Annotated in this window: 25 protein-coding genes; 14 read left to right on the forward strand and 11 right to left on the reverse strand. The window is 58.0% G+C overall.

Annotated features, from left to right (window positions below):
- Positions 1 to 3 precede the first annotated feature (3 nt).
- The 4 genes from RJ40_RS08060 to pdxT are packed head-to-tail and all read left to right on the forward strand — an operon-like array spanning position 4 to position 2,900.
- Positions 4 to 522, forward strand: coding sequence for a DUF7524 family protein (locus RJ40_RS08060; RefSeq protein WP_265580343.1), 519 nt, complete (start codon positions 4 to 6; stop codon positions 520 to 522).
- On the forward strand, positions 504 to 1,424 hold the full coding sequence (cbiB, locus tag RJ40_RS08065) for an adenosylcobinamide-phosphate synthase CbiB (protein WP_265580344.1): 921 nt from the start codon (positions 504 to 506) through the stop codon (positions 1,422 to 1,424). Before RJ40_RS08060 ends, cbiB begins: the two co-directional genes overlap by 19 nt.
- A 20-nt stretch (positions 1,425 to 1,444) precedes the next feature.
- A complete protein-coding gene (gene pdxS / locus RJ40_RS08070) occupies positions 1,445 to 2,341 on the forward strand; it encodes a pyridoxal 5'-phosphate synthase lyase subunit PdxS (RefSeq protein WP_265580345.1) in 897 nt (298 codons plus the stop codon).
- Positions 2,331 to 2,900, forward strand: a complete 570-nt coding sequence (pdxT, locus tag RJ40_RS08075) for a pyridoxal 5'-phosphate synthase glutaminase subunit PdxT (protein WP_265580346.1) — start codon at positions 2,331 to 2,333, stop codon at positions 2,898 to 2,900. Before pdxS ends, pdxT begins: the two co-directional genes overlap by 11 nt.
- Positions 2,901 to 2,916: 16 nt before the next feature.
- On the opposite strand, the gene RJ40_RS08080 is transcribed toward pdxT, so the two are convergent.
- From RJ40_RS08080 to RJ40_RS08090, 3 genes are all read right to left on the reverse strand, one after another.
- Entirely contained in the window at positions 2,917 to 5,376 is a 2,460-nt protein-coding gene (locus RJ40_RS08080; protein ID WP_265580347.1) for a PAS domain S-box protein, read from the reverse strand.
- A gap of 65 nt (positions 5,377 to 5,441) precedes the next feature.
- Positions 5,442 to 5,912, reverse strand: coding sequence for a chemotaxis protein CheW (locus tag RJ40_RS08085; RefSeq protein ID WP_265580348.1), 471 nt, complete (start codon positions 5,910 to 5,912; stop codon positions 5,442 to 5,444).
- A 9-nt stretch (positions 5,913 to 5,921) separates the two neighbouring features.
- On the reverse strand, positions 5,922 to 8,078 hold the full coding sequence (locus RJ40_RS08090; RefSeq protein ID WP_265580349.1) for a methyl-accepting chemotaxis protein: 2,157 nt from the start codon (positions 8,076 to 8,078) through the stop codon (positions 5,922 to 5,924).
- 213 nt (positions 8,079 to 8,291) lie between these two features.
- On the opposite strand from RJ40_RS08090, the gene RJ40_RS08095 reads away from it, so the two are divergent.
- Both RJ40_RS08095 and RJ40_RS08100 read left to right on the forward strand, forming a co-directional pair.
- Positions 8,292 to 9,521 carry a sensor histidine kinase gene (locus RJ40_RS08095; RefSeq protein ID WP_265580350.1) on the forward strand — a complete coding sequence of 410 codons (1,230 nt, stop codon included), beginning with the start codon at positions 8,292 to 8,294 and terminating at the stop codon, positions 9,519 to 9,521.
- Positions 9,518 to 9,907, forward strand: a complete 390-nt coding sequence (locus RJ40_RS08100) for a response regulator (RefSeq protein ID WP_265580351.1) — start codon at positions 9,518 to 9,520, stop codon at positions 9,905 to 9,907. The genes RJ40_RS08095 and RJ40_RS08100 overlap by 4 nt, the downstream gene beginning before the upstream one ends.
- A 181-nt stretch (positions 9,908 to 10,088) precedes the next feature.
- Here RJ40_RS08100 and RJ40_RS08105 read toward each other — a convergent pair whose 3' ends face one another.
- Together RJ40_RS08105 and RJ40_RS08110 are read right to left on the reverse strand one after the other, a co-directional pair.
- Complete coding sequence (locus RJ40_RS08105) at positions 10,089 to 10,676, reverse strand: MarC family protein (protein WP_265580352.1); 588 nt, start codon at positions 10,674 to 10,676, stop codon at positions 10,089 to 10,091.
- Positions 10,677 to 10,703: 27 nt separating this feature from the next.
- Entirely contained in the window at positions 10,704 to 11,294 is a 591-nt protein-coding gene (locus RJ40_RS08110; RefSeq protein WP_265580353.1) for a MarC family protein, read from the reverse strand.
- Between the two features lie 168 nt (positions 11,295 to 11,462).
- On the opposite strand from RJ40_RS08110, the gene RJ40_RS08115 reads away from it, so the two are divergent.
- Complete coding sequence (locus tag RJ40_RS08115; protein WP_265580354.1) at positions 11,463 to 11,864, forward strand: response regulator; 402 nt, start codon at positions 11,463 to 11,465, stop codon at positions 11,862 to 11,864.
- Between the two features lie 276 nt (positions 11,865 to 12,140).
- Here the strand turns inward: RJ40_RS08115 and RJ40_RS08120 are convergent, their stop codons facing one another.
- The 3 genes from RJ40_RS08120 to RJ40_RS08130 form a co-directional block, all read right to left on the reverse strand.
- On the reverse strand, positions 12,141 to 12,293 hold the full coding sequence (locus RJ40_RS08120) for a hypothetical protein (protein WP_265580355.1): 153 nt from the start codon (positions 12,291 to 12,293) through the stop codon (positions 12,141 to 12,143).
- Positions 12,294 to 12,332: 39 nt separating this feature from the next.
- Positions 12,333 to 14,375, reverse strand: a complete 2,043-nt coding sequence (locus RJ40_RS08125; protein WP_265580356.1) for a sodium-translocating pyrophosphatase — start codon at positions 14,373 to 14,375, stop codon at positions 12,333 to 12,335.
- 186 nt (positions 14,376 to 14,561) lie between these two features.
- On the reverse strand, positions 14,562 to 15,992 hold the full coding sequence (locus tag RJ40_RS08130; RefSeq protein ID WP_265580357.1) for a DNA-directed DNA polymerase II small subunit: 1,431 nt from the start codon (positions 15,990 to 15,992) through the stop codon (positions 14,562 to 14,564).
- A gap of 95 nt (positions 15,993 to 16,087) precedes the next feature.
- Between RJ40_RS08130 and RJ40_RS08135 the strand changes: the two genes are divergently transcribed.
- The 6 genes from RJ40_RS08135 to cofH all read left to right on the forward strand — a co-directional run bounded on the left by RJ40_RS08135 (position 16,088) and on the right by cofH (position 21,071).
- Positions 16,088 to 16,519, forward strand: coding sequence for a metal-dependent transcriptional regulator (locus tag RJ40_RS08135; RefSeq protein WP_265580358.1), 432 nt, complete (start codon positions 16,088 to 16,090; stop codon positions 16,517 to 16,519).
- Positions 16,520 to 16,596: 77 nt separating this feature from the next.
- Positions 16,597 to 17,448, forward strand: coding sequence for a metal ABC transporter solute-binding protein, Zn/Mn family (locus RJ40_RS08140; protein WP_265580359.1), 852 nt, complete (start codon positions 16,597 to 16,599; stop codon positions 17,446 to 17,448).
- Positions 17,445 to 18,221, forward strand: coding sequence for a metal ABC transporter ATP-binding protein (locus tag RJ40_RS08145; RefSeq protein ID WP_265580360.1), 777 nt, complete (start codon positions 17,445 to 17,447; stop codon positions 18,219 to 18,221). Before RJ40_RS08140 ends, RJ40_RS08145 begins: the two co-directional genes overlap by 4 nt.
- Complete coding sequence (locus tag RJ40_RS08150; protein WP_265580361.1) at positions 18,218 to 19,027, forward strand: metal ABC transporter permease; 810 nt, start codon at positions 18,218 to 18,220, stop codon at positions 19,025 to 19,027. Before RJ40_RS08145 ends, RJ40_RS08150 begins: the two co-directional genes overlap by 4 nt.
- A 294-nt stretch (positions 19,028 to 19,321) precedes the next feature.
- Positions 19,322 to 19,960, forward strand: coding sequence for a signal peptidase I (locus tag RJ40_RS08155; RefSeq protein WP_265580362.1), 639 nt, complete (start codon positions 19,322 to 19,324; stop codon positions 19,958 to 19,960).
- A 19-nt stretch (positions 19,961 to 19,979) separates the two neighbouring features.
- Positions 19,980 to 21,071, forward strand: coding sequence for a 5-amino-6-(D-ribitylamino)uracil--L-tyrosine 4-hydroxyphenyl transferase CofH (cofH, locus tag RJ40_RS08160; protein ID WP_265580363.1), 1,092 nt, complete (start codon positions 19,980 to 19,982; stop codon positions 21,069 to 21,071).
- A gap of 118 nt (positions 21,072 to 21,189) precedes the next feature.
- On the opposite strand, the gene RJ40_RS08165 is transcribed toward cofH, so the two are convergent.
- From RJ40_RS08165 to RJ40_RS08175, 3 genes are read right to left on the reverse strand one after another with little or no spacing between them, the layout of a single operon-like run.
- A complete protein-coding gene (locus RJ40_RS08165) occupies positions 21,190 to 21,741 on the reverse strand; it encodes a flavodoxin family protein (RefSeq protein WP_265580364.1) in 552 nt (183 codons plus the stop codon).
- Entirely contained in the window at positions 21,738 to 22,193 is a 456-nt protein-coding gene (locus tag RJ40_RS08170) for a GIY-YIG nuclease family protein (protein WP_265580365.1), read from the reverse strand. The genes RJ40_RS08165 and RJ40_RS08170 overlap by 4 nt, the downstream gene beginning before the upstream one ends.
- Positions 22,193 to 22,789, reverse strand: coding sequence for an MBL fold metallo-hydrolase (locus tag RJ40_RS08175; RefSeq protein WP_265580366.1), 597 nt, complete (start codon positions 22,787 to 22,789; stop codon positions 22,193 to 22,195). Before RJ40_RS08175 ends, RJ40_RS08170 begins: the two co-directional genes overlap by 1 nt.
- A 25-nt stretch (positions 22,790 to 22,814) precedes the next feature.
- Here RJ40_RS08175 and thiC point away from each other — a divergent pair, with 25 nt between their 5' ends.
- Entirely contained in the window at positions 22,815 to 24,104 is a 1,290-nt protein-coding gene (gene thiC / locus RJ40_RS08180) for a phosphomethylpyrimidine synthase ThiC (protein ID WP_265580367.1), read from the forward strand.
- Positions 24,105 to 24,223 lie beyond the last annotated feature (119 nt).

Raw genomic sequence — 24,223 nt, forward strand, 5'->3', positions numbered from 1 at the left:
AGTATGGACGTCCCCTGTGAGATCCGGCTCAACAGATATAGGATCAATTCTATAGACCTTCCGGAGTCTGTGGAAGTCGGACCAGGGGACACGCTCGTACTGAAACTTTTCAATGAGGGTTCCCCTCTCCATCTCACCATATCGGCTCCTGATGCCGCTCGTTTCACCGATTTTGTTCATGAAAATATTTTTCTGGAAGAGGATGCAGAGATCCAGGTCTATCTCAGGAATGATGTCTTTCCGGGGACTTTCACCCTTCAGGTGATCACGGGCTATGGGGCAAACCGCTCTGATCTCCTGGTCTATGTCCGCGATCTTCCGGTTCCGAAGGAAGAAAAGTCGGTTGTGGTGCAGCAAGAACCGCAAGCCCCTCCGAAACTCCCGGTGGTTCCGTTTGCTATTGTAACTGTGGCGGTCCTTCTCTTCATAATCTACGTGGGGACCGGGCTCACCGCCTTTGAGGCCTCGGCCTTCCTTCTTCTCATTGCAGGGGTGCTCGCTGCGTGGTTCCTGCGGCCCTGACCCTTTTTTTTGCCCTGGTTCTCGATCGGTTGTTCGGTGACCCCCACACGCCGTTCCATCCTGTCGCCCTCTTCGGGCGGTTTGTCGGGTGGTGGGGCCGCCCTGTGCGCTATCCAGTATATCTTCAGCGCGTGGTGGGGGTCGTTCTCTGGATCTTCTCGGTGCTGCTCTTTGCTTTTCCTTTCTGGATGGTCGAGTGTTATCTTCCGCCTCTCGTCCTCCTCCTCGTCTCCCCCTTCCTCCTCAAGGTAACCTTTGCCTGGCGCTCCCTTGAGGAGCATGCTTTCGCCGTCGAGACGGCCCTCTCCAGTGGAGGCCTTGAAGAGGGTCGGCGGGCCGCCGGGATGCTGGTCTCGCGCGACACCGCCACCCTGAGTGCCGAGGAGATCCGCTCTGCGGCCTATGAGTCGGTGGCCGAGAACCTCTCCGACTCGGTCGTCGCCCCACTCTTCTGGTTCGCGGTCTTCGCCCCCTTTGGGTTGGGGCTCACGGCGGCGGCGGTGTATCGGGCGATCAACTGCATGGACGCGATGCTCGGCTATCCTGATGAGCGGCTCCGGTTGGGTTGGTGGGCCGCCAGAGCCGACGACCTCGCAAACCTCCTCCCTTCCAGGCTGACAGGGCTGGTGGGACTTGTCTACTTCGCGGTGAAAGGCCGGTTCGCGCCGGCGTTGCAGACGCTCCGCGCCGACCGGAGGAAGCGGCCCGGTCCCAACGGCGGATGGCCGATGAGTGTCATCGCCGGCGGGGCCGGGGTGAAGTTTGTCAAGCCGGGGATATACACCATTGGTCCCGGAGAGCGGAGCCTCGTTGACGGCGGTCCGGAAATTATTGGAGCTGTACGAGGTATTACGCTTGGATTTTGCTCGTTTGCGATCATCGCACTATTTTTATTGGGTTGACTGTCCAATAGGTAGGAATAATGAAACTTGAGGAACTGAGGTACGGCACCGAGCTCCTGAAGCGGGGCTTTGCGTCCATGCAGAAGGGAGGGGTCATCATGGATGTGGTGAACGCCGAGCAGGCACGCATCGCTGAGGAAGCCGGCGCTGTTGCCGTGATGGCGCTTGAGCGGGTTCCGGCCGATATCAGGAAAGCCGGTGGAGTGGCGCGGATGGCCGACCCTGAGAAGGTCATCGAGATCATCGACGCCGTGTCCATCCCGGTGATGGGCAAGGTGCGGATCGGTCACTTTGTCGAGGCCCAGGTGCTTGAGACGATCGGCGTCGATATGATCGACGAGAGCGAGGTTCTCACCCCGGCAGACGAGGAGTACCATATCGAGAAGATGAAGTTCACCGTGCCGTTCGTCTGCGGTGCTCGCAACCTCGGCGAGGCGATGCGCCGGATCAACGAGGGTGCGGCGATGATCAGGACGAAGGGCGAGGCCGGGACCGGCAATGTTGTCGAGGCGGTGCGGCACATGCGGGCGATACAGGGCGAGATCCGGGAGATTGCCGGTATGGACGAGCAGGAACTCCGAGCCCGTGCCCGCGCGATCGAGGCGCCATATGAGATTCTTGCCGAGACGGCGAAGATGGGCCGCCTCCCGGTTGTGAACTTCTCTGCGGGTGGGATCGCTACGCCATCCGACGCCGCGCTCATGATGCAGATGGGTGCGGACGGTGTCTTCGTTGGGTCAGGGATCTTCAAGTCCTCGAACCCTCAGAAGATGGCGAAGGCAGTTGTCGAGGCTGTTCACCACTACACCGACGCAAAGGTCATCGCCGAGGTGAGCCGCGGCATCGGTGACCCGATGAAGGGCCTGGACATCCATGAACTCAAGGGAGAAGAGAGGCTGCAGGAGCGTGGCTGGTAAGAAGGTCGGCGTCCTCGCCCTGCAGGGGGACGTGAGCGAACATGTCCAGGCCTTTGAGGTCGCCCTTGGAGGGGACGGCGAGGTCGTGCCGGTCCGCATGCCGGCCGACCTCGAGGGCTGCGACGCCCTCGCCATTCCCGGCGGCGAGTCGACGACCCTTGCCCGACTGATCGCCGAGAGCGGTCTCCGTGAGGCGATCCGATCTTTCGAAGGCGGGATCTTTGCGACCTGTGCCGGGATGGTGCTGGTCGCGACCGAGATCAACGATTCCAGGTTTGAACCTCTCGGCATCGTCGACATCACCATCGAACGAAACGCCTTCGGGCGGCAGCGCGATTCCTTCGAGGCCGACCTCGAGGTCGCAGGGCTTGATGAACCCTTCCACGCGGTCTTCATCAGGGCGCCGATGGCGACGGCCGCAGGCCCTGATGTCGAGGTGATTGCCAGGATAGACGAGGGGATCGTTGCCGTCAGGCGAGGAAAGCATATGGTCCTCTCCTTCCACCCCGAACTCTGCGGCGATCTCAGATTGCACAGGATGTTCCTTGAGGCCCTCTGAGGAGGGATCTTTTTTTTCAATTTTTAGAGGGTGGGTCTGGAAAGAATACGGTAAATCGAGTTCTTTCATCGGTGTATGCCTCAAAAACGCCGCCAATCTGATCGGAAAGAACGCTGACCAACCTTATCCCGAGTTTTCCCACATTGTCTGTGATAATATCTGGAGAAACCCCGATACCGTCGTCTTCCACGGTGAGGCACAATGTCGCTGCTTTTTTGTGGAGGCCGACCTGAACTGTTCCTGTTTTCCTCCCGAGGAATGCATGTTTAATGGCGTTTGAAACAAGTTCGTTCACGATCAGCCCGATCGGAATCGCGGTGTCGAGATCGAGGGTGATATCGTCGATATCGGTCTTGATGACGAACTCTGAACTTGACGCGTAAGAATCATGGATCTCAGAACAGAGGGTGGAAATATAGATCTTCACATCGATCGACGCCAGATTTTCTGACATATAGAGGTTCTCGTGGACGAGGGCCATCGCAATGATCCGGCTTTCGCAGTTTTTGAGTAGGTCGATAGCTTCGGGATCTCTGATGGTGGATCCCTGGAGAGAGAGGAGGCTTGCGATCTGTTGCATGTTGTTCTTGACGCGGTGATGGATTTCCTTGAGCAGGACGTCCTTTTCTCTGAGAGAATTTTTCAACTTTGTCTCGTAATCCTTCTGAACAGTGATATCGACGAGCGATATCACGCTCTTCTTTGTTCCCGGGATGAGGGCGATGGTTACGATGACATTGTGGATCGAACCGCCCTTTGCGACAAAGCAGGAGGTATAAACCTGGGGCACGTCTCCGCCTTCTTTACATCTCTTCTGGTGGAACTCAAGCATTTGATCGAGATCCGCCCCGGTAAAGAAGTGTTCCCATCGAACAGTTCCCTCAATCTCGTTTTTCGCATATCCCGAGAGTTCGGCAAAACCAGAATTGGCGAGGGAGATCATGAGATCCTCCTCGATGATCACTGTGGCGGCACCTGAAGCTTCGAACAGCGTCCGGTAGAGATTTTCTGACTGTCGCAGTTCTTCTTCTATCTTTCTCTCTGTGGTGATGTCGCGGAAAACGAACTGAATGGCCTGATGTCCCTGGTTGGTGGTCGGGATCATTGTCGCTTCGACATACGGGCTCGTTCCGTCTGCCAGACAGAGTCTGACTTCGTTGAAATAGGAAGACCAGATTCCGGTGTGGATCTTCTGGAGTTCGTTCCGGACCGTTTCGTGAGATTCTGGGTGGATGTACGACCAGAATGAGCGTTCTCCAAATTCTTCGAGAGAGGTCACTCGCAGCACCTTCAGGGCTGCGGCATTGAGATGGATAATTTTACCTTCGCAGGTGATCCCGATCGCCTCTGGGGTCATGGTAATGAGGCGCCGGTAACATTCTTCAGTCTCTCTGAGGGTCTCAATTGTTTTCTTTTTCAGGGTAATGTCCTCTCCGGAGGCGAGTATTGAGTATATGTCTCCGTTTTCATCCTTTAAAGGGCGAAGATCCCATGAGATCTGACGTTCGCTTCCGTCTCCGGTCAGGATTGGGTTCTCGAATTCTTTGATGCTTATCCGGGATCCAGAAAGGATGGTAAAACAGGCTGTTATTACTTTTCCCCTTGCATGGGTCGGCAGAAAGTGCTCAGTCCATTTCTTCCCGATGATCTCGGATTCAGGGTAGCCGAGGATTGAACAGCCTTTCTGGTTGATCATCCGCACGACCATGTGATCGTCGATAACAAGGAGGATCACACCCGCCACATCGAGGTAGTGTCTTGTCCTGGCGCGTTCTTCCTGCTTTTCCCATTCTGCTCTCTTCATTCTGCTGATGTCGACGACAGTGCAGACGATCTGTTCGTCTGGTGCCGGTCCTGCCGAGATCAGGACTGCAAGCAGGGTTCCGTCGCGGCATCGGAACTCAGTCTCGATCTCTTTATTTTCTCCACCTTTCATTGTCTGGTTAAAGAGTATGGTGGCCCTCTCGTCCTCCCAGATCTGGTCCAGACGTTGGAGGCTATCATGATCGCGGTACCCGAGCATCGAGAGAAGGCGGTCATTTGCCTGAATGATCGCGCCGTCCCTTCTCAGAAGGAAGATCCCGGCGGCTGAGGCGTCATAGATGCTGCGGAGTTTGCTCTCTTTGATACTCAGTCTGTGTGAGAGGATGGACGTGAGGGTGCCGATCCCGATGAGAACTGTTGCTTTGATGACAGCCACCGGGATCTCGGCCAGGTCTGGAAAATAGACCAGATTTAATAGCAGATATGAGGTGCCGACCAGAAACGAGAATTGAATGCCGTAGTTTGGTTGTCGATAGGCGATGAGAATAATGGGGAGGTACAGGACTACAGGAATTATGCTCTTTACACCGTTCAGAAACCCGAATATAACGATCCCGAAACTCAATACTGTCAAAAAAATGGGGAAAATGGTCCAGAAATCGACTGCAGATCTGCAAGTCTGATGGATCTTCCGCCAATTATTCCCGGACATTTAGTGTTATATATCGGTTTATGGAGAGTAATACCTTCTCTTTAAGAAATATGGTAGTTCATGGTTCAGATTTTTTTCACCTCTTCCTCAATGACCTTCTGGAGATCGATCCAGATGATGAGGTTCTCATCCTGCGTCTTTGTCACCTTTTCATCGGTACTCGCTCTGATAATCCCCTTGACATAGGCCTCTTTTGCCATCGTCTCATCCATCTGGACCACGTCGTCCCTGCCGACCCGCAGGACGGAATGAACATCGTCGACGATGATCCCGGTGTTCGACCCGTTTGCGGCTTCGGAGACCAGGATGATGATCTTTCTTGTTTCTGCATTTGTCTTTTCAGGGAGGCCGAGGAGCCTGTTCAGGTTCAGAATGGTGGTGATTTCGCCTCGAAGATTGATGATCCCGGCGATATGTGACGCCGCCCTTGGTATCGGCGTGATCGGCACCATCTCGACGATCTCCCGTGCGAGGTTGATGTCAAGGGCATAGTGGGTGCCCCCGATCTCAAACTCGACAACGTCTGTGATATCCATCTCGCTCGCCTATACCCTGAACTGTGCCATCGTCTCTTTCAGTCCATGTGCCATGGAACCGAGTTCGTTGGTGACACTCTCGATCTCTTCGGTCGAGGCGCTCGCCTCCTCGGCGAGGGCGGCAAGGTCGCTCACCTCTTTTTGCGTCTCCTGCGTCAGTCTCGTACCTTCATCGACGGTATGAACGACAGCATTACTCGTGTTTGCCTGGTCTTCGATGGCTTTCGCCATTTCGCTCATATCGTGGGTCACCGCCACGGCACCCTCGACGATCTTGTTCAAGGCAAGGATCGCGTTGTTCACACTCTCGACACTTGCGGTGATCTCGTTGTTCGCAGACTTGATGGCTGTCGCTGTCTTCTCGCTCTTTGCCTGGATGGAGGTGATCAGGGTTTCGATGTCGTTCGTGGCCTTCTTTGATTCACCTGCAAGGTTTCTGACCTCGCCTGCGACGACAGCGAACCCTCTGCCATGTTCGCCCGCTCTTGCCGCTTCGATCGCAGCGTTCAGCGCGAGGAGGTTGGTCTGGTTTGAGATATCGGTGATGAGTTTGACGATCTTGTTGATCTCGTGCATCTCCTCGTTGAGTTGAGTGATATCGGTCACACTCTCGGTGGCGATCTCGTCGACTACGGCGATCTTCTCGTTTGCCTCCTTGCCGAGGCCCTGGGCGTCACTGCCCATCTTTGCCACATTTTCTGCTCTTCCGAGGACTTCCTGCGAGGTGCTTGCCATCTCCTCGTTCGATGCCGAGAGGTCGCCGATGCGGTGACTGATCTCTTCCATTCTGATGAGGAGATCCCGGTTGAGGTCTGCACACCGCTGACTCGTGATTGCCACCTGTTCAGCGGCCTTTGAGATCTCGCCGGACCCCCTGCTCGCGTCCGAGACTCCGGCCTCCACCTGCTCGACCGCCTGCTGGATCTGCCCCACCATGGCGGCAGACTTTGTGCCCAGATCGTTTAATGACTGTTTAAATTTCTGGAAATCGCCTGCTACAGAAATATCCTCGGAGAACCGAGTGGTATAATCGCCTTTTGCAAAGCACCCTGAGACTCGCATTGCTTCGTTAATCGGGGCAACGACGACATCCATCAGACGGTTCATGCCCTCGATGACGTTGGCGTACTCCCCCTGATGTTTTGATGCGTCGGCCCGTTTTGAAAGTTCTCCCCGCCTGCCTACCTCTGCAAGCATTTCTGCGTCGTCCACGAGGGCGCGAAGATGCTCCGCCGTGGCGATGAAGGCCGGGATCATCTGGTCGTTCTCTGACTTCCGCCCGGCGCGCTTGAGGTCGTCAAGTTGTTCCAGGTTGCCTACACCGAAGGTGATCACACCTGCCTGGATGCGGAGGAGACTGCTCTGCACACCATTGATCGCCTCCGCGATCTTCGCAAAGCCACCCTGGTAGTTTCCTTCGACCTTCCGGGTGTAATCATTCTGTGCCATCCTCTGGAGGACGTCGTAACCCTCCTTAAGAGCTTCAAGACCATCGGTGCAGTTGTTGAAACTCTCTGCGAGCTGTTTGAATTCCCCTTTGTAAGTTGAAGCATCAACTCTTTCAGGGATTATACCCTTGCCGATGAGTTCGACATCTTGTGCGGCGCGTTGGATGGGCACGATGACGGCTTCGAGGAGGGTGTTGACGCTTTTTGCGATCTCCAGGAAGTCGCCTTCGGCGTCGAGGCTGGCGCGGGTTGAAAGGTTCCCGTTCCGCGCCTCCTCGCCGACATGGAGAAGATCCTGCACGGTCTGCTTCTGGGCGGTGATGTCCGGGAAGTACTCGACCGCCCCGATGATCCGGCCATTTTCGTCGTGATGGGCCACACTGGTGCAGTTCTCCCACCGACCGTCATCATACAGAATGTCAATGCTGTTTGTCTTCCCGGTTTCCATAGCCACCCGGCCGGGACAGTTCCTTGATTTGCAGATATCGGCATTGTATAGGTCATAGCAGTGCTTCCCGAGGCACTCGCTCTCCTTCATCCCCAGTGCGGCTGCTGCAGCCTGATTGATGAAGAGGATCCTGTAATCCCTGTCGATGACATGAAGGGGAAGAGGGATGAGATCGATCCCCTCCAGCACCATCTCAGACCTATTGAGTTCTTCTTCTGGTTTTATATCCTCAGATACGTTTTCCTTGAATTCTGTGTCCTTTGCTTTCATTCTGATGCCTCTTGATGTTGTCGTGGTTTCTGCTGTCATCAGCGGTTGCAGGACATCCGGGGATATCCCACAGGGTTATGACCATTGCCTATCAATATTGATAGGCAGATCTGATGACAGATTGTAAGTCGATTTTATATATATGTGTTTCCACTTGGTGTGCAGAGTTTATGGCTGGCTTTCGTAATACCTTTAATTTAGAAGGGTTTAAAAATGGGAAAAGGGAAGGAAATTTGTTTGTCTCGATATCCTAATGGATCAGCCGGGGAGTGTTCACGGGTCATCGAACTTCTCCGTGAAGAACCGAGAGGTCTGTCCACCTCTGAAATCTCGCGAAGGCTTGGAATGAACCGGAACTCGGTGGCAAAATATCTGAACATCCTCGTCGTATCCGGACATCTTGAGATGCAGGAGGTCGCCGTCGCAAAGGTCTATTATCTCTCTCATCGGGTTCCTATCTCTGCCATGCTCGACTTTTCCTCGGATCTCATCCTCGTGCTCAACGGGGCGGGGAGAGTGGTGCAGTTCAATGACAACTTTCTCTCCTTCACTGGCATGGAACGAGAGGAGGTGCTTGGTAAGGATGTGCACCGACTCGACGCCCACTTCTTCTCACATCTTCGGGAAGGGGGGTTGATACGCGAAGCCCTCAGAGGAAAAAAGATGGTACAGGAATTGCAGTTTGAGAAGGATGGAGAGATCTTTTTCTTTGTGGCAAAACTTGTTCCGACTGTCTTCGAGGACGGTGATCCGGCCATGACGATCCTTTTTGAAGATGTCACCGCAGCGCGGCAAGCAGAGGTCGAACTCAGAGAGGCGCTCACAGAGAAAGAGAATCTTCTTGCAAACATCCACCAGAGGGTGAGGAACAACCTCCAGATCATATCGAGTCTCCTTGCCCTCCAGGCATCCAGCATGGGAGAGGGAATAAATTCTGAGATCATTCGGAAAACCGAAGGGCGCATAGGGGCCCTGGCGCGGGTCCACGATCACCTCGACCGCTCTCCTGATCATGTCCGCGTCAACCTCGGAGAGTACCTCGCCGATCTGGTTGAAGACCTCGCGAAGACCGCCTCATTCCCGACCGAACAGGTCTTCACTGTTGTCAACCCCCCTGAGATTCATCTCAGGCTTGATGTTGCGATCCCTCTTGGTCTGGTCGTGAACGAACTCGTCTCAAATGCGCTCTCTCATGCCTACCCTGAAGACAGACCCGGCACAGTCAGAGTGGAAGGTGTGGTTGAGGGTGGGGATCTCACACTCCTGGTCCAGGACGAGGGTATCGGGATGCCCGGGGACTTTGACCCCGCCGCACCCGGGTCTCTTGGCCTCAATCTTGTCAGGACCATTGTCGAGGGTGAACTCGGGGGCTCGATGGAGATCTCTAACGACAACGGCGTGGGTCTCCGGGTCACCTTCCCTCTTGGGGGTGAGGCACCATGATCCCTCTGCGGGTGCTTGTCGTGGAGGACGCTGCAATCATTGCGCTTGATATTGCAAGCCGGGTGAAGCGACTCGGGCATGAGGTTGTCGGCGTCGCTTCGACAGCGGAGATGGCGTGCGAAAAGGCCTGTGAGGCCCATCCGGATCTGGTATTGATGGACATTAACCTCAAAGGAGAGCAGGACGGCATCGAGGCTGCGTCCCGGATCGTAGATGAACTCGGGATCAGGAGTGTTTTCATCACTGCATACTCGGACAAAGGGATGAAAGAACGGGCCCTTGCCACCCATCCTCTCGGGTATATCGTCAAGCCGATCAGGGAAGTTGACCTGGAGAAGGTGCTTGCACGGGTGGAAGAGGAGGTCCGGGAGGCCCGACGCACCTGATCTGATGGCGAGTCTGGAACAAGAGGTCGCCAGGAGCATGCACTTGAATGACAGAAATTTTTTGCCGTGAAGAAATTCTCTGTACTGGTTTTTGTGCGGGCGGCTGACCGCGCCCCGGTCCCCTGTGTGAAGAGCGTGATCTTGGGGCTCTCGGGTCAGTTATTTGAGGAATGACTGAGCACTAGACCAGTCCTTCGATCCCCTCGGCGATGAGGGTGATCGCAAGAGCTGCAAGGACCATGCCGAAGACATTGGTCAGGACGCCGCTGGTCGTCTCGCCGAGCATCCTCTGGATCGTCCCGGCATACCTGAGGGTGAACCAGGTGAAGGCGAGGGTGAGGAGGAGGGCCGGCAGGGTCACGAGAATGCCGCACTTGGTCGAGAGGAGGATCACCGTCGTGATCGCCCCCGGCCCGCAGATGAGAGGTGTGCCGATGATGACCCCGATGTTCTTCTGGTGGCCTGTTGTATCCGGAGAATACTCGATCCCGAGCGCCTGCTGCATCCCGATGATGAAGAGAAGAAGTCCGCCCGCCACCTCGAAACTCGGGAGGGTGATCCCGAGGAGATTGAAGATCGGAAGCCCGAGGACGAGGAAGGTGATCATCAACCCGCCTGCTACGGCTGTGGCGATGCCGGCTTGTCTTCTCTTTTCTTCACTCCCGTATCCCCTGGTGAGCCCGAGAAACGCCGGGATCACCAGGAGCGGGTGGAGAATGATGAAGAGCGTGGCGAAGGCGTACAGAAAGGCAGTGACGGGGTCTTCCATCTTCATTCTCCGGTCGTGATCGCTCGCCTATCCGGCGAGCCCGGTCACCCCTTCGGCAATGAGTCTGACGGCGATCGCCGCGAGAAACATCCCGAGCACCTTTCCCATGATATCGGTGACGGTCTCGCCGAGGATGCGCATGATATCTGCGGCATACCGCAGAATAAGCCAGGTGACAGCGAGGCAGAGGACGAGAGCGGCGGCGGTGATGGGGATGCCGCACTTTGTCGAGAGAAGGGTGATGGTCGTGATCGCCCCCGGCCCGCAGAGCAACGGGGTGCCGATAAGGACTCCTGCGATATTTTGCTGTGCTTTCAGGTCGTGGGGCAACTCGACGCCAAGCGCCACCTGCAACCCGAGGATGAGCAGGAGGATCCCGCCCGCCACCTTGAAACTCGCCGGGGAGATCCCGAGGAGGTCGAAGATTGCGAGGCCGAAGAAGAGGAAGACGGTAAGGATGGCACCGGCTACTCTGACTGCCAGCCAGGCCTGTTGTGCCTTCTCTTCAGGTCGACATCCCTCGGTGAGCCCGACAAAGATCGGGATGGAAAGGAGGGGATCGAGGATGATGAAGAGCGTGGCGAATGCATAGAAGAGGACAGAGAGGGGGGTGTCCATTATCATCTGTACTCAAGATACGGAGAAATACTTTTCAGAGATCTGTTCCGCCTACCTCAGGGAGGGGCCGGGATATCTGTCCGATGTCGGGCTGGCAGGGAAAGAGCGCTCCCAACGGTGCAGGGTTCTGAGCGAATTTTTTCCCTTGTGTCCGCCAATAGAAGAGGGATGATGCAGAACGAGCGTCTTCTGGTCCTTCTTGTCGATGACGATCCCGAAGTGCTGGAGAGGACAAAACGGTGGTTTGAGGAGAGTGGGGAGTTTCTCTGTATCAGCGCCCCCTCCGCGGACGTCGCCCTCGACCTTCTGCCCGGCGGCGGGTTCGACGCCGTCGTCTCAGACTATCAGATGCCGGGGATGGACGGGGTCACCTTCTTCAGAACCCTGCGGGCGCAGGGTTCCCGGATCCCCGGTGTCCTGTACACCGGGATGGGTCGCGACTCGGTGCTTGAGGATGCGCTTGCTGCAGGTGCCTCATTCTATGTACGAAAAGGGGTGGGGACCAGGGCCGAACTGATCGAACTTGCTCATGCTGTCCGTGCGGCCGTGGTCCTTGGCGGGCGGATCTAAAGCATCTTTTTTTACGAACACCAGGGCGAGGAACATCATCACGATATTGAGGTAATTTTGGGCCCTGTAGAAACCATCCTCTTTTCATCCCCTCAACCCCCCTATGACCTGAATTCATCGCCTTCCCTCATTCTTGCGCCGGGGGCGCTGCCCCCGGACCCCTGGGATGAAGATAGGGCCGGGAAGGCGCCATTGATGCACCTGAAGAGGGGGTTGTCGTCCTCGCCCCTATCCTGATTATCAGGGGCTGACCACACCCTTGTTCCTGTGTGAACATCAGGTTCCTGGCTCGATGACATCAAGTCGCTCGACACATGTCCTGGGTTCGTCCCTGATGTTTCTTGAAGATCCGGAGCATGCCTCCTTTCCCTGACCGGTCCTGATCGCAGATGAAGGTGGTGGGATGCTCTGCTTTGATTTCGGGATCATCGTCCCTTTAATCAGGGATTTGAAAAGAAAAAAGAAAAATTAGAGGAAGATCGGTGCAAAGACGACGGCCACGATGGACATCAGCTTAAGCAGGATGTTGATGGCCGGGCCCGAGGTGTCCTTGAACGGGTCACCGACGGTGTCGCCGGTGACGCCGGCCTTGTGGGCGTCGGAACCCTTGCCGCCGTAGTTGCCCTGTTCGATGTACTTCTTGGCGTTGTCCCAGGCACCGCCGGCATTTGCCATGGTGATGGCGAGCATGAACCCTGAGACAAGCGAACCCGCGAGCAGACCGCCGAGGGCGCCCTTGCCGAGCACGACACCGACAAGGATCGGGGCGACGATGGCGAGGAGACCGGGTGCGATCATCTCTTTCAGGGCCGAGTGAGTGGAGATGGCGATGCAGGACTCATAGTCCGGCTCCGCCTTGCCTTCCATCAGGCCCTTGATCTCCTTGAACTGGCGACGGACCTCGACGACGATCTCGTAGGCCGCACGCCCCACGGCCATCATGGTCATGGAGGAGAAGAGGAACGGGAGCATCGCACCGATGATCAGACCGATGAAGACCGGGGTGTCAAGGATGTCGATGGCGATGGTCCCGCCGTCCAGGCTGACCGCGTGGGCATATGCCGAGAAGAGAGCGAGCGCGGTGAGTGCCGCGGAACCGATGGCAAAACCCTTGCCGATGGCGGCGGTGGTGTTGCCGACTGCGTCGAGGGTGTCGGTGATCTCACGGACTTCAGGATCCTGGTGGGACATCTCGGCGATACCGCCGGCATTGTCGGCCACCGGCCCGTATGCGTCGACCGCGAGGGAGATACCCAGGGTGGCGAGCATACCGACAGCCGCGATGGCGATGCCGTACAGACCGGCGAACTGGTAGGCGAAGTAGATCGCGATGCTGATGATGATCACCGGGAAGAGCGTGGACTCCATCCCCTTTGCAAACCCGGTGATGATGTTGGTCGCGGATCCGGTCTGACAGGACTTTGCGATCTCGAGGGTGGGTTTGCGCTCGAAGGAAGTGTAGTACTCGGTGATCTGGCCGATGAGGAACCCGGCGATGAGGCCGGCGATGGTGGCGACGAAGACACCGAAGCCGTACTCCCCGAGGAGCATATTGGTGATGAAGTAGGTGGCGACCACCACGAGGACGAGCGCGACAAGGAGGCCCTTGTTGAAGGCCATGTGGATGGCGCTCGACTCAGCCCTGTTCGTCCTGACGAAGAAGGAACCGATGATGGAAGCGATGATCCCGACCGAGGCGATGATGACCGGGAGCAGGATGACATTCATCTGGTCGATGTTCGGGAAGGCGACGGCGGCGGTTGCGGCGCCGAGGAGCATCGTCGCGATGATGGAACCGACATATGACTCATAGAGGTCTGCACCCATCCCGGCGATGTCGCCGACATTGTCACCGACATTGTCTGCGATGACGGCCGGGTTCCTGGGGTCGTCCTCAGGGATGCCTGCCTCGACCTTACCGACGAGGTCTGCACCGACGTCGGCTGCCTTGGTAAAGATACCGCCGCCGACACGGGCGAAGAGAGCGATCGAAGACGCACCCAGGGAGAACCCTGCGAGGATGTTCACGATCTGGGCCTGTTCCATCCCGGGCATAAAAGTGGTGAGCCCGATGAAGGAGATGGAGAGTCCGAAGAGGCCGAGACCGACGACAGACATGCCCATGACGCTGCCGCTTGCAAAAGAGACCTTGAAAGCCTCAGCGATGCCGCGACGGGCTGCGTTGGTCGTCCTGCCGTTGGCGTTCGTTGCGGTGAACATGCCGATGTAGCCCGCGGTTGCCGAAAGTACGGCACCGAGCACAAAACAACCCGCAGTGAGCGCGCCGTCAGGCAGTATCACCGCTATAACAATAGCCAACACCACGACAAACACAGCGATGGCCTTGTACTGCCTGTTAAGGTAGACCATGGCCCCGTTGTGGATCGCCGCGGTGATCTTTTTCATGACCTCGGTGCCTTCGCCTTCCTTTTTGACTCTCATAAAGGAGTAACCTGCAAAAAGGAGGCCCAGAAGAGCACACAGAGGTGCCAGATACACGATTGGATCCATGTTTTTTCTATCCTCCGAGCGATGATTATTCCATCAAAACCCGGTTGCTGTTCCTCTATGTATCTGACGTTCCAATGATAAAAAGAGAGCGATTTTATTGGTATGGGCGTTCGACGATCCCATACTGACTGGCGACGGGGCCTCTATTTCTGCTGATATGAAGATATTTTTCGGGGCCGTGCCGATTCAGGGTGGTGTGCCTGAAAAATCGAAGACTTCCGGCTCAAGACTCTGGAGGTCGAGAACGACCGCCTGTGCCGGGGTGGGCACCAGATTCATCTGTTTCTGGAAGGCGGTCTGAGACTGCCAGGTGCCTGCGTTGACCATCAGAACACCCCGGTAGCGCTTTATTCCGGAAATATGGACGTGGCCGGTGTGGAGTACCTCAGGTACCGGATCGATGACGAGGCGGTCGTCTCTTCCCGGTGCGATGGGGGTCCGCAGACCATAGGTGGGGGCAAGGTGGCGGCGCTTCAGCATCTCTTCCATGATCTCCTCGGGGTGGCGATACGATGCCCCGGGGATCATCCCGATCATGTCATCGTAGGACCGGCCATGGTACATCAACACCCGCACACCCTGGATGAGGACCATGGCCGGGTTCTCGACCCAGATGCAGTTTGGAGGGTACCCGTCCCTGAACTCCGGGGGGATGGCAGGCTGCGGTTCCGCGCCCCGCACCACGTCGTGGTTGCCTGGCGAGAGGACAATCTTGATCCGTTGCGGGAGCGCGGCGAGCATCTCGCCGAAGGCGCGGTATTGTTCGTAGATATTGGTGATCACCAGTTCTTTGTCCTGGTTGGGATAGATCCCGATCCCGTCGACCATGTCTCCGGCGACGAGGAGATAGCCGACATCGTCCTGGTCTGAGAGCCAGTCGGCGAAGCGGTGCCAGGCGTCTTCAAGGAAGGTGTCGGAGCCGACGTGGACATCGGAGATCAGCACCGCCTTGCCCGGCCGCTCTGAACGAAAGGGTGCGTTGTTGATCGGGATGTCGGGTCTGATCAGGTTATCGGCGAAAAAGATGTTGCCGTCGTTTGAGAGTTTGCCCTTGACCCCGATCACCTCGTCGGGGAGGAGTTTCTCGGCTTCTTCGAAGCCGTCCCGAGATCTATTGAAGAGCACCCGCATCGTGGCGGTGGGATCTTCGAGTTCCACAATTTTGTTGCCTTTCGCGCTGTTTCGGATATCGGAAACCATCCCGGTGAAGGAGATCTCCTCCTCGCGGTACCGCCCGTTCCTCCCCAGGGCTTCGATGGGGATCGGCTGGATCCGGCTCCGCATGACAGCGGAGAGTTTGGTGTACCGGTCTTTGAAGTAGTTCACGTACTCCTCGAATTCTCTGATCCCTTTAGCCGTGTTTTCTTTGCCCTGGAGGACTTCGATCTCTGGATCGGCCAGGAACCGGATCCCGTCGCGCATCTTCTTCGGGGTTTCCGGGGTGGATGCCGGAGGTATTGAGGAGTGGTCTATCACAAAGGAATTGGTCGGCGCTCCGGCGATGATCCGATCGATGAGCGTGGGGTCGTCCTGTTCCTTTATGAAGTCCACCACGTCCTGAGTGACCTGAAAGGAGGCGTCCAGGAACCTGGCGACGATCTCCTCGTCGCAGAGCATTGGTGATCAGTTGGGGATGCAGGGAGTTCATCCTTTGCATCTCTGAAGTTTGGCTGTGGGGAAAATTTTTTCCCGATCAGACCAGAGTATGAAGTATGGTGGAGATCGATGGGTCTGAACTCCCTGCGAGGAAGGCCGAATTTCTCAAAATCGTCTATCAAATGGGTGGGGTTGCCCACACCAACGACCTTGCAGCCACACTCGGGGTCTCTCCCTCGACCGCGACGAAGGCGGCCGCCGCACTCACCAGTGCCGGGTACCTCGAACACACCCCCTACCGGGGGTTCACGCTCACCAAAAGTGGAGAAGAATATGCACGGTTCCTGGTCAGGAGACACCGTATCGTCTCCCTTGCCCTGAGTCGATTCGGACTCTCGTCCGAGGAGGCATGCCTTGAGGCGAGCAAGATCGAGTCCTGTGTTTCCAGAGAACTCGTCGACCGGATCTGCGCGTCCCTCGGTCACCCGATGATGAGCGGGTGCGGGCCCATTGAGCACGATCATTCCTGCTTCCCTGAAGAACTCTGAGCCGCGGAAGGCGTATATAGGGCGCCCGCAATATTTGGGTGCACACCAAATTTCAGGAGGAATCTCAGATATCAGGGATGCGATATGGGGGGCAGGCACTCTGTGGTGCAGTGCTTGTCCTATCTTTTATTTTTGTTGCAGGCTGCCTGGGGGAGGGAGATACCGGTGCAGATGGAAAGGTATTGGTCGCCGTGACCATCCCGCCGCAGGCGGAATTTGTGGAAGCGGTCGGCGGCGACCGCGTGGACGTGATGGTTCTCGTCGGTCCGGGCGATAGCCCGCACACGTACGAACCGACACCCGGGCAACTTGCCAGACTTGGCGAGGCGGCGATGTACGCCAGAGTCGGTTCTGGCGTTGAGGTCGAGAATGCCTGGATGAAAAAGATTGCAGGATTAAATCCGGATATGCTCGTCGTCGACTGCTCTGAAGGGATCGAGATCGTCGACGGCGACCCGCATATCTGGCTCTCTCCAAAAAATGCCGCCACGATGGTCAGAAATATCTGCGACGGCTTGAGTGCCGTCGATCCCGATGGGAAGGCGACCTATGAGGCGAACCGGGATCGGTATCTTGCCGAACTCCGGGCTCTCGACACCGAAATCGTCGCTTCCCTCGATGGCCATGAGGGGAAGGCTGTCCTCGTCTATCACCCGGCATGGGGATACTTTGCCAGGGACTATGGGCTGGTGCTGATCCCGATCGAGGAAGAGGGCAAAGAACCGACCCCCCAGGGACTGCAGCACCTCATCGATCAGGCGCGGGCGGAAAATATCAGTGTCGTCTTTGCCTCGCCGGAGCAGTCGACGCGGAGTGCTGAAGTCGTTGCCGAAGAGATCAACGGTTCGGTCGTCCTGGTCAGTCCCCTGGATGAAAGATATCTTGAGAACATGCGAGATGTAGCCGGGGCATTTGCAGGATCGCCATGAAGAGGGAACCTGTCATCGAACTCTCAGGCGTCACGGTCGACCTCGGGGGGAAGCGAGTCCTTGAAGATATCAGCCTTTCTGTTGAGAAAGGGGATTTCTACGCGATCATCGGCCCGAATGGTGGCGGGAAGTCCACCCTGCTCAAGACCATCCTCGGCCTGGTCAGGCCGGTGGCCGGAACGGTCAGGGTGATGGGAGGTGACCCGCAGGAGCGCCGTCATCTCATCGGGTATGTCCCGCAGTACCGCACCTTCGACTTCTCATATCCGGCAACCGTTCGAGAGATGGTGCTTTCCGGGCGGCTCGGTCATCTGCAGGGTTTTCCGAGACGCTACGGTCGTGATGACCAGGAGATGGCTGAAGAAGCCCTGGACCTGATGGGGATCGCCGACCTTGCCGGGCGAGAGATCGGTCAACTTTCAGGAGGCCAGCAGCAGCGGGTGATCATCGCCAGGGCCCTTGCTGCCAGGCCCAGGGTCTTGATCCTCGACGAACCGACGGTCTACATCGACTCGCCCACCGAGGACCACTTCATGAAGACCCTGGACGCCCTCCGCAAGAGGATGACCATCATCTTCGTCACCCATGATATCGGCGCCCTCTCCTCCCGGGTGACCAGGGTTGCCTGTCTCAACAGGAGACTCTACACCCACGACTCTCCGGAACTCACCCCTGAGATGATCGAGGCGGCCTACGGGTGCCCGGTCGATCTCATTGCCCACGGCGTCCCTCACCGGGTCTTTCCCGAGCACAGGCAGGAGGGCCGGCGATGATCGAGATCTTTGCCTATGAATTCTTCAGAAACGCTTTGCTGGTCGGGTTGCTTGCCAGTGTTGCCTGCGGTGTGATCGGGACCTACGTCGTTGTCAAGAGAATGGTGGCCCTCGCGGGAGGGGTCTCGCATGCGGCCTTCGGCGGGATCGGGCTTGGATATTTCCTCGGGATCGAACCTCTCCTCGGCGCCGGGGTCTTCACGGTGGGCGCCGCCCTCGGAATCGGCGAACTTTCCCTGCGCCGTCACCAGCACCTTGACACCCTTGTCGGGGCGCTCTGGTCCGCAGGGATGGCCCTCGGGATCCTCTTTGTCTATCTGGCGCCCGGCACCGCTCCAGATCTCTTTGGGTATCTCTTCGGGAACATCCTCCTCGTCCCCACAGATGAGGTGCTGATCATGGCCCTCCTCGATCTGCTCATCCTCGGGACGGTCTTCCTGTTGTATCATGAATTCTTCGCCGTCACCTTCGACGAAGAGTACGCACGGGTGATGAACCTCCCGGTCGAGCGGATCTATCTCCTCCTCCTGGTGCTCATCGCCCTGACGGTGGTGATGCTCATCCAGGTCGTCGGGATCATCCTGGTCATCGCCCTCCTCACCCTCCCGGCCGCGATCGCCCGGGAGGTCACCGCCAGGCTCTGGAAGATGATGGCCCTCGCTGTGCTCCTGGGTGCGGTCTTCACGAGCGGGGGGATTGTGCTCTCTTCGCTCCTCGATGTGCCTTCGGGGGCGACGGTGATCCTCATCAGTGTTGCGGTCTATGGGATGGTGATGGCCGGCAAGGCCCTCACGTCCCCGTCTTAAATTCAGGATCGACGGGTTGTGTTGAAATCCTGATTCTGTAGAGCCGCTTCTGAAGCAAAGGTTGAGGCTGGTCTAAAAAGCCCTCAACAACCCAATGTTCTTTTTGCAGTGAAGGCGAGGATTGAATGCCATGATTTTTTTCAGGGCTTTCCCGGTGGCATGGCAGAGGAGGAATCTGCTGCTCGGCCCACCGGTATGCTCTGAACCCTGAGCGATCTTGATCCTATATTTATATTATATGCCGGTCCTAACATCTCCCTACAGATGTCTGACAGAGCGGCGAATAAACCCGGTTTGATCGAACAGATCAGGACAAGCAAGCATCCTGCCGTGGCCATCGCCAGGGATATCGCCTGGGCGGTCGCGGTTGTCGCAGGGATCGCCCTGGTCCTCTTCCTGGTCTCTGGCACCTGGCCGGCGGTGGTGGCGATCGAATCAGGGAGCATGATCCCGAATATGAATATCGGTGACCTGGTCTTTGTCTCCGCCTCCGACCGTTTTGGTGCCTTCCAGACATGGGAGGACGGCCAGGTCTCGGGGTACATGAAATACAATGACTATGGCGACGTGGTCATCTACCGGCCGAATGGTGCCGATTCTGTCAACCCGATCATCCATCGTGCCATCATGTGGGTCGAAGCGAACCAGACGGTGATGTTGCCGCTCCAGAATGGGTACACCGCCGAATATACCGCTCCGCACGCAGGCTATATCACCATGGGAGATAACAACCCGGCACCCGATCAACTCTCTGTCTATCGTGAGGTCGGAGGGCAGATCGAACCGGTGAAGAAGGAGTGGGTGGTGGGCAAGGCCCTCTTTGCGATCCCCTTCGTCGGGTACCTCCCCCTCCATATCCTTGAGGTGGCCATCGTCCTCATCGTCCTGATGCTGGTCTACGACTTCCTGGTCGGGCGCCGAAAAGAAGAGTAATAAACCGAGGGAACCCCCTATGCCCAGAGATGAAATCAGAGTACTACTCTCCGACACGCTTGCAGGCCACCGGATGACCGAGGAGGAGGCCCTCTCCCTCCTCACCGTGCGGGACCGGCGGGTGTGGGAGATCGCGGCGGCCGCCGACGGGGCACGGCAGGAACGTGCCGGGGAGACGGTCACCTATGTGCGCAACCAGAACCTTCACATCACCAACATCTGCAAGAACCTCTGTGGGTTCTGTGGCTTCGGGCGGAAGGCCGCCGCCCCTGGCGCCTACCTCCATGGGAGAGAGGAAGTGGAACGCCGCGCCCGTCTTGCCCGTGACCGTGATGTCAGTGAGATCTGTTTTCTCTCAGGTGTTCACCCGGCCTTTGACGTCTCTTCGTATGAGGAGATGATCAGGTGGGTGCATGCGATCCTCCCTGATGCCGACATCCACACCTGCAGTCCTGAGGAAGTGACTTTTGCCGCGGAGCGGAGCGGGATCTCCACAAAGGAGGTGCTCGAACGCCTTCGTGCCGCCGGGCTCGGCACCCTCCAGGGGACGGCGGCCGAGATCCTGGTCGACGAGGTCCGGCAGGTGATCTGCCCGCGGAAGGTGGATACCGCCACCTGGGTCCGGGTGATTACCGAGGCCCATCAGATGGGGATCAGGTCGACGGCCACGATCATGTATGGGAGTTACGAGTCCGAGGCCGACCGGGTGCGGCACCTTGCGATCTTGCGTGGGATCCAGGACGAGACCCGCGGTTTCACCGAACTTGTCCCACTTCCCTTCATCCACATCAACACTCCTCTCTATAAGGCCGGGATCGCGAGGCCGGGCACGACCGGGCGGGAGGACATGTTGATGTTTGCCGTTGCCCGTCTCTTCCTGGACAACTTAGCCAACATCCAGATCTCCTGGGGGAAGGTTGGAACCCGGATGGCGCAACTCGGGCTCATGGCCGGGTGCAATGACCTGGGTGGAACGATGTTCGATGACGAAGTCTCTGCCGACGCCGGGGCGGAGGACGCCGACTATCTCGATCCCTCGGCGATGCGCCGGATCGCTGAAGATCTGGGGCGACCGTTACGGCAGCGGACGACGCTGTATGGACTGATTTGAGGGTGGCATCGCGTTCTTCGGGACTGATCCTCTGCCTTCCCGGCCCAATATTTTTCCACCTGTGACCCTGTTGTGAAGGGACTGATCGAGAGTTTCAACACAGCCGTTTCTTCTTTTCTCAGTCACTCGGCTGGAGAAGATTGACGATCCTCCGTGCGACCCCATCAGCCTTCTTCACCGCTCTCGCGTCGGTCATGATCTCGCCGGGAGCGTAGGCCTTCCCGCAGACATGACCAAGGTACGAGAAATGGTGAGTGTTCAAAAAGCCCTCGATCGTTTCGAGCGACCGTTCACACCCGCGGTCGGCGCAGACGGTCACCGCCACCGCATTCCGCCCCGCAAGTTTTCTGTCGTGGAAGAGCGAGTAGGTCCGGTCGATGAAGTTCTTCATCTGGCCGTTGACATCATAATAATACGTCGGTGAACCGACGATGACCACCTCGGCCTCAAGCATCTTCCTCGCAAGGTCGGCCCAGTCGTCGCCCTCGACGACACACCACTTCGTTTCCTTGCACTGCTCACACCCGGTGCAGGGTTTGATCGTCATACCTGTAAAAGAGACAAATTCGGTCTCGATTCCGGTCGCCTGAACCTTTGCGAGGATGTACCTGACAAGTTGGGCGGTGTTCCCGTCCTTTCTCATGCTCCCTGAGATGCCGAGGACCTTCATACATTGAGATGGCATCCCACCATATTGGTCTTTTTGATATGGGGGTCAAGCCCGATCGAGGTGAAGGCGTCGGCAACCCCGGTGAATGGGTCGTCGGGCCGGTAAAAGAGATGAGAAAAGCACCGGCAGTCGCTGCATCCGAAACCTTCGATCGCCTCCCCACCGATCGCGGCGGCAAGTCGGCACTCAAGATCGTCTTCAGTCGCTCCACAGACCACTCCTCTGAGGACGAATGTCTCCGAGAGGAGGAGGCGGTCGACATGCCAGCGTGGATTCCGGTCCCTTTTCTCTGCAAGGCGGACATGGCGACCAACCCTGGCACCGAGCCCGCCGGGCCCCTGGGCCGACCCGACATAGAGGTGCCACCCCTCTCTGAAGGCCACCTCACCGAGGGCCCCGACCCTGAGGGTGGCGGCCCGGTTCTGGAAGACCAGACAGTAGATCCCTCTCATCAACTGCCCCGCAGGGCGATGGCCGCCGCCCTGACGTGACGTCCGCCTCCTTCCTGCACCGGGGTGCCGTGACCTGGGTACAGCCCCTCCACCTCGAGGGCCGCGAGCCGCTCGACCGACCTGGTCAGCGCGACGCGGTCGCCGCCAGGGAAGTCGTAGCGCCCGAAGGAACCACCGGGGAAGACCGTGTCCCCGCAGAAGAGGGCCTTCTCATTCCGGTTGTACAGCGAGATCCCGCCTGGCGTGTGTCCGGGGGTGTGAATGATCTCAAGGCCGCCGATCAGATCCCCGTCCTTGAGCAGACGGTCAGGAGCGATCCCCGGGGGCCTGGCCACGAAGAGCGGGGCAAGACTCGGGCCGTCGTCGGTGAGTCCTCTGACATCGAGGGAATGGACGCAGACCCCGGCATGACAGAGGTCTCTGAGCTCTTTCAGGTGAGCGATGTGGTCGTAGTGCGTGTGGGTGAGCACGATTGCGGTGATCTCTTCGGCATAGGGCGCGACCGCCATGGGGAAGACCCCGGCGTCGACGAGCACCCCACCGCAGACATAGCTGTTCGCGAGGAACCCCTCTCCTGGCAACCAGACGACTGGCATGCAGAATAATAAGGAACACCGACAGATGTGTCTTATGCAAACCCTGATCAAGGAGTGCCTCAACGGTGTCCCTCCCGAGGTCGAGGCGATCGCACGGGACGAAGGGCTTTCACCCAGACAGGCGGCCCGTGCGGTGACGCGAGGGCGGATCACGGTTGCTGCAAATCCTCGCCGTCCGCACCGCCTCTGTGCCGTCGGCGAAGGGTGCAGCGTCAAGGTGAACGTGAACATCGGCACCTCGGCGGAACGGTGCGACCCAGACCTTGAGATCGAGAAGGCGAAGGTGGCGCTTGCCAACGGCGCCGACACCCTGATGGACCTCTCGACCGGGGGAGACCTTCAGGCGATCCGGAAACGGATCCTGGAACTGGACGCACCCCTCGGGACGGTCCCGATCTACGAGGCGGTGCGGCGGGCCGGTTCGGCCGCAGACGTCACCGCCGATCTTCTCTTCAAGGTCATCAGGGAGCACTGTCAGCAGGGAGTGGACTTCCTCACCCTCCACTGCGGGGTGAACCAGGACGCCTTCGCCGACCTCAAGGCCGACCCAAGGATCATGGGCGTGGTCTCCAGGGGCGGGGCTTTCCATGTGGCCATGATGGCGGCGACCGGGGAAGAGAATCCGCTCTATAAGGAATACGATTATCTTCTGGAGATCCTGGAGGAAAGCGACGTCGTCATCTCGCTCGGCGACGGGATGCGGCCGGGATGTATTTACGACGCCGAACGTCTTGCCAAGGCGACCGAGTACATCACGCTCGGCCGTCTCTCGCGGCGTGCGCTCTCTGCGGGGGTCCAGCGTTTCATCGAGGGGCCGGGACATATGCCCATCGACGAGATCGGGTATAATGTCAAGATGATCAAAGAGGTCTGCGACGGGGCACCGCTGTACCTCCTCGGTCCCCTGGTCACCGACATCGCCCCCGGCTATGACCATGTGGTCGGGGCGATCGGCGGGGCGGTAGCGGCGATGCACGGCGCCGACTTCCTCTGTATGGTCTCGCCGAGCGAGCACCTCGCCCTGCCCGACATCGACGATATCGCCGAAGGCACCAGGGTGGCACGGGTCTCCGCCCATGCGGGCGACATTGTCAGGCTTGGAGAAGGGGCCTCCTCGGCGGCCGACCTCAAGATGGCCCAGGCACGCCGGCGCATCAACTGGGAGGAGCAGTTCGAGGCGGCGATGTTCGGCGACCTGGCCCGCAAGGTCCATGAGCGTGACGGAGAACTCGATACCTGCTCGATGTGCGGCGACCTCTGTGCGATCAAGATGGTGCGCGAGGCCCTGGAAGGGGAAGAAGAAAAGAAGGACTGAGGGATCTGTTGAAATCCCTCGATTCCTCTCCTCATAACAGGGAGAGTGACAGGAACGGAGCGCCGCGTCGCCCTTCGACTATCTTTGCCGTGAGGGATCCGGGGCTCTCCCACCGGCGC

It is taken from the genome of Methanofollis aquaemaris (assembly GCF_017357525.1).
GTDB classification, from domain to species: domain Archaea; phylum Halobacteriota; class Methanomicrobia; order Methanomicrobiales; family Methanofollaceae; genus Methanofollis; species Methanofollis aquaemaris.

What these genes read in the sequence shown, in the direction of transcription:
- RJ40_RS08060 (WP_265580343.1), top strand. Translation starts at nt 4, where the DNA reads ATGGACGTCCCCTGTGAGATCCGGCTCAACAGATATAGGATCAATTCT.
- pdxS (WP_265580345.1), top strand. Translation starts at nt 1,445, where the DNA reads ATGAAACTTGAGGAACTGAGGTACGGCACCGAGCTCCTGAAGCGGGGC.
- RJ40_RS08080 (WP_265580347.1), bottom strand. Translation starts at nt 5,376, where the DNA reads ATGTCCGGGAATAATTGGCGGAAGATCCATCAGACTTGCAGATCTGCA.
- RJ40_RS08085 (WP_265580348.1), bottom strand. Translation starts at nt 5,912, where the DNA reads ATGGATATCACAGACGTTGTCGAGTTTGAGATCGGGGGCACCCACTAT.
- RJ40_RS08090 (WP_265580349.1), bottom strand. Translation starts at nt 8,078, where the DNA reads ATGAAAGCAAAGGACACAGAATTCAAGGAAAACGTATCTGAGGATATA.
- RJ40_RS08095 (WP_265580350.1), top strand. Translation starts at nt 8,292, where the DNA reads ATGGGAAAAGGGAAGGAAATTTGTTTGTCTCGATATCCTAATGGATCA.
- RJ40_RS08100 (WP_265580351.1), top strand. Translation starts at nt 9,518, where the DNA reads ATGATCCCTCTGCGGGTGCTTGTCGTGGAGGACGCTGCAATCATTGCG.
- RJ40_RS08105 (WP_265580352.1), bottom strand. Translation starts at nt 10,676, where the DNA reads ATGGAAGACCCCGTCACTGCCTTTCTGTACGCCTTCGCCACGCTCTTC.
- RJ40_RS08110 (WP_265580353.1), bottom strand. Translation starts at nt 11,294, where the DNA reads ATGGACACCCCCCTCTCTGTCCTCTTCTATGCATTCGCCACGCTCTTC.
- RJ40_RS08115 (WP_265580354.1), top strand. Translation starts at nt 11,463, where the DNA reads ATGATGCAGAACGAGCGTCTTCTGGTCCTTCTTGTCGATGACGATCCC.
- RJ40_RS08120 (WP_265580355.1), bottom strand. Translation starts at nt 12,293, where the DNA reads ATGATCCCGAAATCAAAGCAGAGCATCCCACCACCTTCATCTGCGATC.
- RJ40_RS08125 (WP_265580356.1), bottom strand. Translation starts at nt 14,375, where the DNA reads ATGGATCCAATCGTGTATCTGGCACCTCTGTGTGCTCTTCTGGGCCTC.
- RJ40_RS08130 (WP_265580357.1), bottom strand. Translation starts at nt 15,992, where the DNA reads ATGCTCTGCGACGAGGAGATCGTCGCCAGGTTCCTGGACGCCTCCTTT.
- RJ40_RS08135 (WP_265580358.1), top strand. Translation starts at nt 16,088, where the DNA reads ATGGTGGAGATCGATGGGTCTGAACTCCCTGCGAGGAAGGCCGAATTT.
- RJ40_RS08140 (WP_265580359.1), top strand. Translation starts at nt 16,597, where the DNA reads ATGCGATATGGGGGGCAGGCACTCTGTGGTGCAGTGCTTGTCCTATCT.
- RJ40_RS08145 (WP_265580360.1), top strand. Translation starts at nt 17,445, where the DNA reads ATGAAGAGGGAACCTGTCATCGAACTCTCAGGCGTCACGGTCGACCTC.
- RJ40_RS08150 (WP_265580361.1), top strand. Translation starts at nt 18,218, where the DNA reads ATGATCGAGATCTTTGCCTATGAATTCTTCAGAAACGCTTTGCTGGTC.
- cofH (WP_265580363.1), top strand. Translation starts at nt 19,980, where the DNA reads ATGCCCAGAGATGAAATCAGAGTACTACTCTCCGACACGCTTGCAGGC.
- RJ40_RS08165 (WP_265580364.1), bottom strand. Translation starts at nt 21,741, where the DNA reads ATGAAGGTCCTCGGCATCTCAGGGAGCATGAGAAAGGACGGGAACACC.
- RJ40_RS08170 (WP_265580365.1), bottom strand. Translation starts at nt 22,193, where the DNA reads ATGAGAGGGATCTACTGTCTGGTCTTCCAGAACCGGGCCGCCACCCTC.
- RJ40_RS08175 (WP_265580366.1), bottom strand. Translation starts at nt 22,789, where the DNA reads ATGCCAGTCGTCTGGTTGCCAGGAGAGGGGTTCCTCGCGAACAGCTAT.
- thiC (WP_265580367.1), top strand. Translation starts at nt 22,815, where the DNA reads ATGTGTCTTATGCAAACCCTGATCAAGGAGTGCCTCAACGGTGTCCCT.